This window comes from Streptomyces sp. NBC_01481 (assembly GCF_026339995.1).
GTDB lineage: Bacteria > Actinomycetota > Actinomycetes > Streptomycetales > Streptomycetaceae > Streptomyces.
Genome location: NZ_JAPEPT010000001.1, coordinates 1,555,042 through 1,567,435, shown reverse-complemented (window position 1 = coordinate 1,567,435; position 12,394 = coordinate 1,555,042). Strand labels below are relative to the sequence as shown.

The window sequence follows — 12,394 nt, the reverse complement described above, 5'->3', positions numbered from 1 at the left end:
CGCGTTTTTCCCGCGGTCAGCCCTTCTTGGCCGACTCCTCGTCGGCGGAAGCCGCGTCGGCGTCCACGTCCGGCTCGGCCTTCTCGTCACCGTCCGCAGGGTCGGCGTCCCCAGCGACGCCGTCCGCAGCGACATCGGCGGGAGCGTCGTCACCCGGAGCGTCATCAGCGGCGACAGGAGCGGTCTTCGCGGACCTCTCCGGCTCGACGACCTCCTCGCGCCCCGGCCGCACCCTCGCCGAGATCACGATGTACGTCACCGCCAGCACGAAGACGACGATCGATGTCCACACATTGAGGCGCAGTCCCAGCACGTGGTGCGCCTCGTCGACGCGCATGTACTCGATCCAGGCCCGGCCCACGCAGTACGACGCGACGTACAGCGCGAACGCCCGGCCGTGTCCCAGCTTGAAGCGGCGGTCGGCCCGGATGACCAGCAGCGCGACGCCGATGCACCACAGCGACTCGTACAGGAAGGTCGGGTGGTACAGGCCCGCCTCGCGGTTCGTTCCCTCGGTGATCTTGAGGGCCCAGGGCAGGTCGGTCTTCTTGCCGTACAGCTCCTGGTTGAACCAGTTGCCCCAGCGGCCGATCGCCTGCGCGAACGCGACGGCGGGTGCGAGGGCGTCCGCCCAGGCCGGGAGGGGGATCCCGCGGCGGCGGCAGCCGATCCAGGCACCGACCGCGCCCAGGGCGATCCCGCCCCAGATGCCGAGGCCGCCCTCCCAGATCTTGAAGGCGTCGACCCAGTTCTCACCCTCGCTGAAGTACAGCTGGTAGTCGGTGATCACGTGGTAGAGCCGACCGCCGACGAGACCGAAGGGCACCGCCCAGACGGCGATGTCGGCCACGGTGCCGGCTTTGCCGCCCCGGGCGACCCAGCGCTTGTTGCCGTACCAGACGGCCACGAAGACGCCGATGATGATGCAGAACGCGTAGCCGCGCAGCGGGAGCGGTCCGAGATGGATCACTCCGGTCGACGGGCTGGGAATGTAGGCAAGTTCCATGGCAGGACCGACGCTACCCTGCCGGGTGGGACGTACGGCAACCCACCCGGCAACGTCTGGATAACGAGCCCCGCCCCTGTCGCGGCAGACCCTGGGGGCCGCGAACAGTCAGGAGGCGGGAGCGCTCGGGGTCGGTGTGGACCGCTGGGTGCCCGGCTTCTTGCCCTTGTTCGCCTCGGCGACCCACTTCTTCAGGCTGGCCGGGGAGATCCGCTCGCCGCCCTTGTCCGGGAAGACCTTCTCCCCGTTGAGCAGCACGGTCGGCGTGCCGCTGAAGCCGCCGTTCCTGAACGCGGTGGCCGACTTCTCAACCCAGGTGTCGTGCGTGCCGTCCTCCACGCAGGAGCGGAAAGCGGGGGTGTCGAGGCCCTCGACCTTGCCGGCGAGCTCGATCAGCCTGCTGTTCTCGCCGAAGCGGTCCTCCGTCTCGGGCGGCTGGTTCTGGTAGAGGACGTCGTGGTACGCGTCGAACTTGCCGACGTCCTGGGCGCAGGCCGCGGCGTTCCCGGCACGCAGCGAGCCGCTGCCGCCCAGGTTCCCGTCGATGATGGTCGCGAGGTGGTACTCGACCTTGACCTGGCCTGTCGCCTCCAGCTCGTGGATCGTGTCCCGGAAGGCGTTCTCCAACTGGGCGCAGACCGGGCAGCGGAAGTCCTCCCACACCGTGAGCGTCGAGGGGGCATCGCTCGCGCCCACCGGGATGGCGAGCTGGTCCTTGCCCTGCACGCCCGCGGGCGCCTGCGCCGGACCGGCGTCGGAGCCGCCGTCCTTCTTCCCGGCATTGGCCGCGATCACCCCGATCACGGCGGCGAGGCCGAGGACGCCCACCACCGCGGCCGAGACGATCAGCAGCCGCCGGCGCTTCTCGCGCGCCTTCTCCTGCTCGCGTTCCTGCTGGATCCGCTCTCGCGCGGTCCGCTTCCGTTCATGGTTCTTCTCGCTCACATCCCGCAAACGAACCGGGGAGGCGCTGTACGCCTCCCCGGTCCCAGATCCACTCGTACGAGCTACGCGCCCCTGCGCACGCCCTTGGCGAGCTCGGCAGCCAGTTCCCGTACCGCGACCAGGCCCTCGGCGTCGTCCGGTGCATCAAGGAGCCGCTTGACGAAGGCGGACCCGACGATGACGCCGTCGGCGAAGGAGGCGACCTCGGCTGCCTGCTCGGGGTTGGAGACCCCGAGGCCCACGCAGACCGGCAGCTCGGTGGTGGCGCGGGTGCGCCGCACCAGGTCCTGAGCCTGTGCGCCCACGGACTCGCGGGTGCCGGTGACGCCCATCAGCGAGGCCGCGTACACAAAGCCGGAACCGGCCGCCGTGATCTTCGCGAGCCGGGCGTCCTGGCTGCTGGGCGCGACGACGAAGACCGTGGCGAGGCCGTGCTTCTCGGCGTGCTCCCGCCACACAACGGACTCCTCGACCGGCAGGTCGGGCAGGATGCAGCCCGCGCCGCCCGCCTCGGCGAGCTCGGTGGTGAAACGCTCGATGCCGTACCGGTCGATCGGATTCCAGTACGTCATGACGAGGACCGGCTTCCCGGTGGCCTCGTACGCCTCGCGGACCGTACGCATCACATCGGCGATCTTGACTCCGCCACGCAGGGCGATGTCGTCGGCGGTCTGGATGACGGGGCCGTCGAGGACGGGGTCGCTGTGCGGCAGCCCGACCTCGACGATGTCCGCGCCGCCGTCGAGGGCGGCCTTGACCGCCGCGATCCCGCCGTCGACGGTCGGGAAGCCGGCCGGGAGGTACGCGATCAGCGCGGCCCGGTTCTCGTTCCTGGCCTGCGCCAGGGTGTCGCTCAACAGCTCGATGTTGCCGCTCACTTCGCGTCCCCCTCGCCGTCGTACAGCCCGAAGTAACGGGCGGCGGTGTCCATGTCCTTGTCGCCGCGCCCGGACAGATTGACCAGGATCAGCCCGTCCCTGCCCAGCTCCTTGCCGAGGTCCAGCGCTCCGGCCAGCGCGTGCGCCGACTCGATCGCCGGGATGATGCCCTCGGTGCGCGACAGCAGCCGCAGCGACTGCATGGCCTCGTCGTCGGTCACCGCGCGGTACTCGGCGCGCCCGCTGTCCTTGAGGTAGGAGTGCTCGGGGCCGATGCCCGGGTAGTCGAGTCCGGCCGAGATCGAGTACGGCTCGGTGATCTGGCCCTCCTCGTCCTGCAGGACGTACGACCTTGAGCCGTGCAGGATGCCCGGCTCGCCCGCGGTCAGGGTGGCCGCGTGCTCCCCCGACTCGATGCCATGGCCCGCGGGCTCGCAGCCGACGAGACGGACATCCGCGTCGGGGAGGAAGGCGTGGAACAGGCCGATCGCGTTCGATCCGCCGCCGACACAGGCGACGGCCGCGTCCGGCAGGCGTCCCGCCCGCTGAAGGATCTGGCGGCGGGCCTCCACGCCGATGACGCGGTGGAAGTCGCGGACCATCGCGGGGAAGGGGTGCGGTCCGGCGACCGTGCCGAAGAGGTAGTGCGTACGGTCCACATTGGCGACCCAGTCGCGGAACGCCTCGTTGATGGCGTCCTTCAGGGTCCTGCTGCCCGAGGTCACGGGGATGACCTCGGCGCCGAGCATCCGCATCCGGGCCACGTTCAGGGCCTGGCGCTGGGTGTCGATCTCGCCCATGTAGATCGTGCACTCGAGGCCGAAGAGGGCGCAGGCGGTCGCGGTGGCGACGCCGTGCTGGCCCGCGCCGGTCTCGGCGATGACGCGGGTCTTGCCCATCCGCTTGGTGAGCAGCGCCTGGCCCAGCACGTTGTTGATCTTGTGCGAGCCGGTGTGGTTGAGGTCTTCCCGCTTGAGGAAGACCCGGGCGCCACCGGCGTGCTCGGCGAACCGGGGCACCTCGGTCAGCGCGCTGGGGCGGCCCGTGTAGTTGACCATCAGGTCGTTGAGCTCGGCGGCGAAGGCGGGGTCGGCCTTGGCCTTGTCGTACTCGACGGCGACCTCGTCGACGGCGGCGACGAGGGCCTCGGGGATGAACTTGCCGCCGAAGGCGCCGAAGTAGCCCTCGGGGCTTGGGACGTGACCCTCCGGGTCCGGGATGAAGAAGTCGCTGGACATGTGCGACATGCTCCTTGTCAGGGCTGATGCCCCAGAAGTCTGGTGTGCAGGGACACGGTATGCGCGCGCGTCCGGGGTGACGCTCCGCCCCGGACCCCGCTCCTCAAACTCCCCCAGACTTCGTCCGGGGGGACCCCCAAGGGGCTGAAGTTCAGCCCGTCCGGCGATTGAGGACATGCGGCCGAAGGTCGCATACGGGGTCTGGGGCGAAGCCCCGGTTCGGGAAAGGGCGGGGTGGGGAAAACCGCCTAGCGCGCGCAGGCCCCGCGCCATCGCATGCCGTTGACCTGGCCCGGCTCCGAGCCGATGACGTACCGCACCCGGCGGCCGTGCACCCGGCGGGCAGGCGCACGGCAGCCGCGCGGCTTGCAGCCCCGGGCGAGCGGCGCGTGCGGGTCGCGCGCGGGCAGTCCGGCGCGCGCGCCGACCAGCCCCGGGCGGCGGCCCGGGGTGGTCGGTCGGCAGGCGCGGCGGACGGTCATCGCTGGGTCAGCTCCGCCCGTGCCGCAGGGCGGGGTGGGCTCCGGCGGCGACCAGGTCGGCGACCGCCGACTTGGGGTCACGGCCGGTGACCAGGGACTCACCGACGAGAACGGCGTCGGCGCCGGCGTTGGCGTAGGCGATCAGGTCGTGCGGACCGCGCACACCGGACTCGGCGATCTTGACGATGTGTGCCGGGATCTCGGGGGCGACCCGCTCGAAGGTGGAGCGGTCGACCTGGAGCGTCTTCAGATCGCGGGCGTTGACACCGATGATCTTCGCTCCGGCCTCGACCGCGCGCTCGACCTCGTCCTCGTCGTGGACCTCGACCAGCGGGGTGAGCCCGATGGACTCTGCCCGCTCGATCAGCGAGACCAGGGCCTCCTGCTCCAGCGCGGCGACGATCAGCAGCACGAGGTCGGCGCCGTACGCCCTGGCCTCCCACAGCTGGTACGCCGTGACGATGAAGTCCTTGCGCAGCAAGGGGATGTCGACCTTGGCGCGGACCGCTTCGAGGTCCGCGAGGGATCCTCCGAAGCGGCGCTGCTCGGTCAGTACGGAGATGATGGCCGCGCCGCCCGCCTCGTAGTCGGCGGCGAGTCCGGCCGGGTCGGCGATCGCGGCGAGCGCGCCCTTCGACGGGCTGGAGCGCTTGACCTCGCAGATCACATGGACGCCCTCGCCGCGCAGCGCGGCGACGCCGTCCTTGGCTGCAGGAGCCTTGGCGGCGCGCTCCTTGAGCTCGTCGAGGCTCACGCGCGCCTGCCGCTCTGCGAGGTCCGCGCGCACGCCTTCGATGATCTCGTCGAGCACACTCACGCGAGCGGCCCCCTTCCGGGACGGTGATGATGGTTCAGGATCAGCCATCTCGATGGTATCCGCAGCACGGCTCCGGGCTCGCATCCGGTTGACGTCTGTCCCACTACCTGGGACTTCGGTGCGCGATCAGGGAGCGAGGGCGGAGCCGAATGGAAGGTTCCGGACCACGCTGAAGACCAGCAGTACACCGCCGAGCGTCCACCACCAGACGGGAGAGACGGCGATCCGCATGCGCTCGCCGCGTACGGCGCGAATCAGCCAGATCACCCACACCACGGCGAAGACCCCGTAACCCGCGACGGCCATGGCGTTGGAGCCGAGAGCGCCGGTCAGATCGCCGTGGATGAAGGCGTGCGCGCTGCGGAGCCCGCCGCAGCCGGGGCAGTAGATGCCGGTGAGGCGCAGCAGTGGGCAGACCGGGTAGTGGCCCGCTTCGTTGGGATCGACCGTGCCGACGTACGCGAAGGCCGCGGCGACCCCGGCGAGGGTGGCCAGGGGCGTGGCAAGGCGCCGCGCGAGCGGGGCCGGGCCGGGTGCGGGTCCGGCGGAGAAGGGCGAGGAAGGCATGGCGTCCACCCCGTGATTCTGCCCGTTCGTACGGGTAGGCGCAGCCCGGCTGTGCCGGGCTGCGCCTACCTCGTTCAGCTGTGGTGTGCCGGTCTCAGGCGGAGGTCTGCGCGGTGGCAGGCTGCGCGGTGGCCGTGACCGTGGCCGTTTGCGTCCTGGCCCGCACCTGCGCCTCGGTCTCCTTCGGCATGCCCAGGCCCGCGGCCTTCATGGCGCCACCGACGATGCCGCCGAGGAAGACGACGGCGATGCCGCCCCAGAAGCCGACCGGGTTGGCCGCCACCATGAAGACGCCTGCGATGCAGAAACCGATGCAGGCGATGGTGACACCGGTCCAGGCGGCCGGGGTGTGTCCGTGGCTGCTGCCCGCCATGAGTTTGCTCCTCGTTGCAGATGCTCTGGGGTGATTGCGCTGTGGTGAGCCGAAGCTCGTCTCTCATTGTCCCGTACGCCACGGCATGCGATGACGTGGGGTGGCTCACGCTTAGGCCCTGTCCGGCCGATCTTGCCGGGTTGCGCCCGATCGACCGGACAGAACCTAGCGCGTCGGGTCCTCGCCACGGTCCAGGGCCTTCCACAGATCCTCGGGACGGTCCGGGTCCACGACCGCGGCCTTGCGGGCCCGGGGGGTGCCGTCGCGCTCGTAGCGGCCCGACATGGCCGGCCACTGCTTGCCGTACCGCAGCGCGAGCAGGCCCGCGAGCAGGATCAGCAGGCTGCCCGCCACGGTCACATAGGGCCAGGCGGTGTGGGTGAGGGCGTCGACCGTGGCAGCCGTGTCACCGGTCGTCCTCGCCGCCTTCTCGTCGAGGGCCGCGCTGTCGGAGGCCCCGAGGAAGGAGGCGAGCGCCGCGCCCGCGCCGCTGAGGGCGAGCAGGGCGGCGACCAGCAGCCGGCCGGCGCGGCGGACCGCGAAGACGGCCACGAGGGCGGCCAGGCCGACGATGGCGAGGGCTGTCGGGACGCCGGTGACATCGCTGCCTTCGGCGTTGAGCGGCAGGGTGCCGCCGCCGACGGCGGCGCGGCCCTCGGCCCAGATCCGGCCGGAGGAGAGCAGCACGACGGTGGCGCCGACGGCGCCGAGGAGCAGGGCCACGGCGAGGCTGCGCCGGCTGCTGTCGGCGGCGGATGTGGCTGCGGCGCGGGGCTGGGGTACGGGTACAGCACTCACATACCCCACTATCCCTTACCGCCCGTTCACCTGGTGAGGCGGTTCGCCGTATGGACGGCGCGGAGTACCGCGGCCGCCTTGTTGCGGCACTCGGTGTCCTCGCCCACCGGATCCGAGTCGGCGACGACACCGGCTCCGGCCTGCACGAATGCCGTGCCGTCGCGCAACAGCGCGGTGCGGATGGCGATCGCGGTGTCGGAGTCGCCCGCGAAGTCGAGATAGCCGACGCAGCCGCCGTACAGTCCGCGGCGCGAGGGCTCCAGCTCGTCGATGATCTGCATCGCGCGGGGCTTGGGGGCGCCGGAGAGCGTGCCCGCGGGGAAGCAGGCGGTGAGCACGTCGAAGGCGGTACGGCCTTCGGCGACCCGGCCCGTCACGGTCGAGACGATGTGCATGACGTGGGAGTACCGCTCGATCGTCATGAAGTCGACGACCTCGACGCTGCCGGGCTCGCAGACCCGGCCCAGGTCGTTGCGGCCGAGGTCGACGAGCATCAGGTGCTCGGCGCGTTCCTTGGGGTCGGCCATCAGCTCGTCGGCCAGTTCCTGGTCCTCCTGCGGGGTCGTACCGCGCGGCCGGGTCCCGGCGATCGGGTGGACCATGGCGTGCCCATCCTCGACCTTGACCAGGGCCTCGGGGCTGGAGCCGACGACGTCGAAGCCGTCGAAGCGGAAGAGGTACATGTACGGGCTGGGGTTGGTGGCCCGCAGGACCCGGTAGACGTCCAGCGCGCTTGCGCCGCACGGGGTTTCGAAGCGCTGGGAGGGCACGACCTGGAAGGCCTCGCCGGCCCGGATGCGCTCCTTGATGTCCTCGACGGCGTGCTGGTAGTCCTTGCCGCCCCACGGCACGGTGAACTCTGGCAGTTCGGAGGGCGGCAGCTCGGCGGGCGCGGAGGCGAGCGGCCGGGCGAGGTCGTCCTCCATGGCGTCGAGGCGGGCGACGGCGTCCGCGTACGCCTCGTCGACGCCGGTGTCGAGGTCGTTGTGGTTGATCGCGTTGGCGATCAGCAGGACGGTGCCGTCCCAGTGGTCGAGTACGGCGAGGTCCGAGGTGAGCAGCATGGTCAGCTCGGGGAGCTTCAGGTCGTCGCGCTCGCCGGGGCCGATCTTCTCCAGCCTGCGGACGACGTCGTAGCCGAGATAGCCGACCATGCCGCCGGTGAAGGGCGGCATGCCGGACGCGAGGTCGCGCGGGGTGTGCAGCGTCTCGACGGTGGTGCGCAGGGCCTGCAGCGGGTCGCCGTCGACGGGGACGCCCACCGGCGGGGTGCCGAGCCAGTGGGTCGAGCCCTCGCGTTCGGTGAGGGTCGCGGCGGAGCGTACGCCGATGAAGGAGTAGCGCGACCAGGAGCGGCCGTTCTCGGCGGATTCGAGGAGGAAGGTCCCGGTCCGCTCGGCGGCGAGCTTGCGGTAGAGCCCGACCGGAGTGTCGCCGTCCGCGAGGAGGCGGCGGCTGACGGGGATGACACGGCGGTCGGCGGCCAGCTTGCGGAAGGTCTCGAGATCCATGGCGCCCGACCCTACTTGTCCAGGAGAACGTCGGTGTCGAAGCACGTACGGGCCCCGGTGTGGCAGGCCGCGCCCACCTGGTCGACCTTGACGAGGATCGTGTCGGCGTCGCAGTCGAGGGCGACGGACTTGACGTGCTGGACATGGCCGGAGGTGTCGCCCTTGACCCAGTACTCCTGGCGGCTGCGGGACCAGTAGGTGCAGCGGCCGGTGGTCAGGGTGCGATGCAGCGCCTCGTCGTCCATCCAGCCGAGCATCAGCACCTCACCGGTGTCGTACTGCTGGGCGATGGCCGGAACCAGGCCGTCGGTGCCGCGCTTGAGGCGGGCGGCGACGGCGGGATCGAGGGAGCTTGCGGGGACACTGCTGGTCATACGGCCATTGTGCCGTGCCACGCGGGTACGACGGGCGGTGCGTCCACTGGGCGGACCCATCACCGCCGCCGTACGCTGGCGGACATGTCGACCCATGCGAAGCGTGAACGACTTCTGCTCGCCGACCTGTTGGAATCGGCGGGCCCCGAGGCCCCGACCCTGTGCGAGGGCTGGACGGCCAGGGATCTGGCCGCCCATGTGGTGGTGCGTGAGCGGCGGGCGGACGCCGCGGGCGGGATCCTGATCGGCGCGCTCAAGCCGCGCCTCGAACGGGTGCAGGCGGAATTCGCCGCGAAGCCGTACGAGGAGCTGATCCAGCTCATCCGTACGGGACCGCCGCGGATGTCCCCGTACGGCATCAAACAGCTGGACGAGGCGGCGAACACCGTCGAGTTCTTCGTCCACACCGAGGACGTACGGCGAGCGCAGGAGGACTGGACGCCGCGCCAGCTGGACCAGGTCTTCGAGAACGCCCTGTGGTCCCGGCTGGAGAAGGGTGCCCGGCTGCTGGGCCGCAGGTCGCCGGTCGGCCTGGTGCTGCGCCGGGCGGACGGGCAGACGGCGGTCGCCCAGCGGGGCACCCCGGTGGTGACGGTGACCGGGGAACCCAGCGAGCTGACGCTGTTCGCGTTCGGGCGGCAGGACGTGGCGCGGGTGGAGCTGGAGGGCGACAAGGACGCGATCGCGCGGCTGCACGAGATCAAGCCGTTCGGGATGTAGACACGGCTCAGCGGACGGGGTGACCGGCCTCTCGCAGGGTGTCCTTGACCTGGGATATCCGCAGATCGCCGAAGTGGAAGACCGAGGCCGCGAGGACCGCGTCCGCGCCCGCCGCGATCGCCGGCGGGAAGTCCGCCAGGCTGCCCGCGCCGCCGCTCGCGATGACCGGGACCGTGACGTGCCGCCGCACCGCCGCGATCATCTCGGTGTCGTAGCCGTCCTTGGTGCCGTCGGCGTCCATCGAGTTGAGCAGGATCTCGCCCGCACCCAACTCGGCGGCCCGGTGCGCCCATTCGACGGCGTCGATGCCGGTGCCCTTGCGGCCGCCGTGCGTGGTGACCTCGAAGCTGCCCTGGGCCGTGCGCCGCGCGTCGACCGACAGCACGAGGACCTGGCGGCCGAAGCGCTCGGCGATCTCGCGGATCAGCTCGGGGCGGGCGATCGCCGCGGTGTTCACGCCCACCTTGTCGGCGCCCGCGCGCAGCAGCTTGTCCACGTCGTCGGCGCTGCGCACCCCGCCGCCCACGGTCAGCGGGATGAAGACCTGCTCGGCGGTGCGGCGCACCACGTCGTACGTCGTCTCACGGTTGCCGGAGGAGGCGGTGATGTCGAGGAAGGTCAGTTCGTCGGCGCCCTCGGCGTCGTACAGCCTGGCCATCTCGACGGGGTCGCCCGCGTCGCGCAGGTTCTGGAAGTTGACGCCCTTGACGACCCGGCCGTTGTCCACGTCCAGGCAGGGAATGACTCGGACCGCGAGTGTCATGCGGCACCTCCTCGGTACGCCTCGACCTCGACCTCGACGACCAGCCGGGGGTCGACGAAGCCGGAGACGATGAGCATCGACGCTGCGGGACGGACGGAGCCGAACAGCTCCCTGTGGGCGCGGCCGATCTCCTCCACGTCCCGGGCGTGGGAAATGTACATCCGCGTGCGCACCACGTGCTCGCGGTCGAGACCGAGGTCCCTCAGCGCGCCCACGGCCACACCGAAAGCGGTGATCGCCTGGTCGTAGGGAGACCCGTCGAGGACCACTCCGTCGACCACAGAGGTGCAACCGGACACCAGGACAAGGCCGTTCGGCAGTTCCACGGCCCGGGAGTAGCCGAAGGCTTCCTCCCACGGGCCGTCGGATGCGACACGGCGTACGACGCCGGTCATTCCGCCACCGCCGCGAGGGCTTCTTCGAGGGTGAACGCCTTGGCGTACAGCGCCTTTCCGACGATCGCGCCCTCGACGCCCTCGGGAACGAGGCCGGCGATAGCGCGCAGGTCGTCGAGCGAGGAGACGCCGCCGGAGGCGACGACCGGCTTGTCGGTGACCGCGCAGACATTGCGCAGCAGCTCCAGGTTGGGGCCCTGGAGGGTGCCGTCCTTGGCGATGTCGGTGACGACGTAGCGGGCGCAGCCCTCGGAGTCGAGCCGGGCGAGTGTCTCGTACAGATCGCCGCCGTCGCGGGTCCAGCCGCGGCCGCGCAGCGTCGTGCCGCGCACGTCCAGGCCGACCGCGATCTTGTCGCCGTGCTCGGCGATGACCTTGGCGACCCACTCGGGCGTCTCCAGCGCGGCCGTGCCCAGGTTGACCCGGGTGCAGCCGGTGGCGAGCGCGGCCGCCAGCGAGGCGTCGTCGCGGATGCCACCGGACAGCTCGACCTTGATGTCCATCGCTCCGGCGACCTCGGCGATCAGCGAGCGGTTGTCGCCCGTGCCGAAGGCGGCGTCCAGGTCGACGAGATGCAGCCACTCGGCGCCCGCGCGCTGCCAGGCGAGTGCGGCTTCGAGGGGAGAGCCGTAGGAGGTCTCCGAACCGGACTCGCCATGGACGAGGCGGACGGCCTGGCCGTCGCGGACGTCGACTGCGGGAAGGAGTTCAAGCTTCGGCATTACAGCGTCTCGATCCAGTTGGTCAGCAGCTGGGCGCCGGCGTCGCCGGACTTCTCGGGGTGGAACTGCGTCGCCCACAGCGCGCTGTTCTCCACGGCGGCGACGAAGCGCTCGCCGTGGGTCGCCCAGGTGACCTGGGGCGCGCGGATGGCGGGGTTGGTGACTTCCAGTTCCCACTCGTGCACGGCGTAGGAGTGCACGAAGTAGAACCGGGCGTCGGGGTCGACTCCGGCGAAGAGCTGGCTGTCCGCGGCCGCCTCGACGGTGTTCCAGCCCATGTGGGGCACGATCGGGGCCTTGAGCGGGCCGACCGTGCCGGGCCACTCGTCCAGGCCCTCGGTCTCGACTCCGTGCTCGATTCCGCGCGCGAAGAGGATCTGCATACCGACGCAGATGCCCATGACCGGCCGGCCGCCGGCGAGCCTGCGGCCGACGATCCACTCGCCGCGGGCCTTCTTCAGGCCCTCCATGCAGGCGGAGAAGGCGCCGACGCCGGGCACGAGGAGCCCGTCGGCGTTCATTGCCCTGTCGAAATCGCGGGTGATCTCGACGCCCGCGCCGACGCGGGCCAGTGCCCGCTCGGCGGAGCGGACATTGCCGAATCCGTAGTCGAAGACGACGACTTTCCTGCTCGCTGTCATTCCCAGATCCCCTGAATCCGCAGGACACCGGCGACGAGACACATCACCGAGCCGATGCCGAGGAGCACGATCAGGCCCATGGGCATCTTCTGCTTGGAGAAGGAGTACACACCGCCGGCGAGGAAGAGCCCGACGACGATGAGGATGGTGGAGAGGCCGGTCAT

17 protein-coding genes are annotated in these 12,394 nt (G+C 71.0%); 1 reads left to right on the top strand and 16 read right to left on the bottom strand.

Annotation, left to right across the window (positions count from 1 at the left end; all coding sequences use genetic code 11):
• Positions 1-16: 16 nt before the first annotated feature.
• From lgt to hisI, 11 genes are all read right to left on the bottom strand, one after another.
• Entirely contained in the window at positions 17-1,006 is a 990-nt protein-coding gene (lgt, locus tag OOK40_RS07215; protein WP_266477434.1) for a prolipoprotein diacylglyceryl transferase, read from the bottom strand.
• Between the two features lie 108 nt (positions 1,007-1,114).
• Positions 1,115-1,951, bottom strand: a complete 837-nt coding sequence (locus OOK40_RS07210) for a thioredoxin domain-containing protein (RefSeq protein WP_266477433.1) — start codon at positions 1,949-1,951, stop codon at positions 1,115-1,117.
• A 62-nt stretch (positions 1,952-2,013) separates the two neighbouring features.
• Positions 2,014-2,829 carry a tryptophan synthase subunit alpha gene (gene trpA, locus OOK40_RS07205; protein WP_266477432.1) on the bottom strand — a complete coding sequence of 272 codons (816 nt, stop codon included), beginning with the start codon at positions 2,827-2,829 and terminating at the stop codon, positions 2,014-2,016.
• Complete coding sequence (gene trpB / locus OOK40_RS07200; protein WP_266477430.1) at positions 2,826-4,067, bottom strand: tryptophan synthase subunit beta; 1,242 nt, start codon at positions 4,065-4,067, stop codon at positions 2,826-2,828. The genes trpA and trpB overlap by 4 nt, the downstream gene beginning before the upstream one ends.
• Before the next feature lie 248 nt (positions 4,068-4,315).
• Positions 4,316-4,549, bottom strand: coding sequence for a tryptophan biosynthesis modulator TrpM (trpM, locus tag OOK40_RS07195; RefSeq protein ID WP_266477429.1), 234 nt, complete (start codon positions 4,547-4,549; stop codon positions 4,316-4,318).
• Between the two features lie 7 nt (positions 4,550-4,556).
• A complete protein-coding gene (gene trpC, locus OOK40_RS07190) occupies positions 4,557-5,366 on the bottom strand; it encodes an indole-3-glycerol phosphate synthase TrpC (RefSeq protein WP_266477427.1) in 810 nt (269 codons plus the stop codon).
• A gap of 126 nt (positions 5,367-5,492) precedes the next feature.
• Positions 5,493-5,933: a DUF2752 domain-containing protein gene (locus tag OOK40_RS07185; RefSeq protein WP_266478984.1), complete on the bottom strand. Its 441-nt coding sequence runs from the start codon at positions 5,931-5,933 to the stop codon at positions 5,493-5,495.
• Positions 5,934-6,027: 94 nt separating this feature from the next.
• On the bottom strand, positions 6,028-6,306 hold the full coding sequence (locus OOK40_RS07180; protein ID WP_266477426.1) for an HGxxPAAW family protein: 279 nt from the start codon (positions 6,304-6,306) through the stop codon (positions 6,028-6,030).
• Positions 6,307-6,471: 165 nt separating this feature from the next.
• Positions 6,472-7,113: a TIGR02234 family membrane protein gene (locus tag OOK40_RS07175; protein ID WP_266477425.1), complete on the bottom strand. Its 642-nt coding sequence runs from the start codon at positions 7,111-7,113 to the stop codon at positions 6,472-6,474.
• Positions 7,114-7,130: 17 nt separating this feature from the next.
• A complete protein-coding gene (locus OOK40_RS07170; RefSeq protein WP_266477424.1) occupies positions 7,131-8,615 on the bottom strand; it encodes an anthranilate synthase component I in 1,485 nt (494 codons plus the stop codon).
• Between the two features lie 11 nt (positions 8,616-8,626).
• A complete protein-coding gene (gene hisI / locus OOK40_RS07165) occupies positions 8,627-8,989 on the bottom strand; it encodes a phosphoribosyl-AMP cyclohydrolase (protein WP_266477423.1) in 363 nt (120 codons plus the stop codon).
• An 84-nt stretch (positions 8,990-9,073) separates the two neighbouring features.
• Between hisI and OOK40_RS07160 the strand changes: the two genes are divergently transcribed.
• Positions 9,074-9,709, top strand: a complete 636-nt coding sequence (locus OOK40_RS07160) for a TIGR03085 family metal-binding protein (protein ID WP_266477421.1) — start codon at positions 9,074-9,076, stop codon at positions 9,707-9,709.
• A gap of 7 nt (positions 9,710-9,716) precedes the next feature.
• On the opposite strand, the gene hisF is transcribed toward OOK40_RS07160, so the two are convergent.
• Genes hisF through OOK40_RS07135 form a run of 5 tightly spaced genes read right to left on the bottom strand, consistent with a single transcriptional unit; the run spans position 9,717 to position 12,394 of the window.
• Positions 9,717-10,472 carry an imidazole glycerol phosphate synthase subunit HisF gene (gene hisF / locus OOK40_RS07155; RefSeq protein ID WP_266477420.1) on the bottom strand — a complete coding sequence of 252 codons (756 nt, stop codon included), beginning with the start codon at positions 10,470-10,472 and terminating at the stop codon, positions 9,717-9,719.
• Positions 10,469-10,867, bottom strand: a complete 399-nt coding sequence (locus OOK40_RS07150; protein ID WP_266477419.1) for a RidA family protein — start codon at positions 10,865-10,867, stop codon at positions 10,469-10,471. Before OOK40_RS07150 ends, hisF begins: the two co-directional genes overlap by 4 nt.
• Entirely contained in the window at positions 10,864-11,589 is a 726-nt protein-coding gene (gene priA / locus OOK40_RS07145; RefSeq protein ID WP_266477418.1) for a bifunctional 1-(5-phosphoribosyl)-5-((5-phosphoribosylamino)methylideneamino)imidazole-4-carboxamide isomerase/phosphoribosylanthranilate isomerase PriA, read from the bottom strand. The genes OOK40_RS07150 and priA overlap by 4 nt, the downstream gene beginning before the upstream one ends.
• The gene (hisH, locus tag OOK40_RS07140) at positions 11,589-12,230 is read right to left on the bottom strand and encodes an imidazole glycerol phosphate synthase subunit HisH (protein WP_266477417.1); all 642 of its coding nucleotides are present in this window, start codon (positions 12,228-12,230) and stop codon (positions 11,589-11,591) included. The genes priA and hisH overlap by 1 nt, the downstream gene beginning before the upstream one ends.
• The gene (locus tag OOK40_RS07135) at positions 12,227-12,394 is read right to left on the bottom strand and encodes a hypothetical protein (protein WP_175258652.1); all 168 of its coding nucleotides are present in this window, start codon (positions 12,392-12,394) and stop codon (positions 12,227-12,229) included. Before OOK40_RS07135 ends, hisH begins: the two co-directional genes overlap by 4 nt.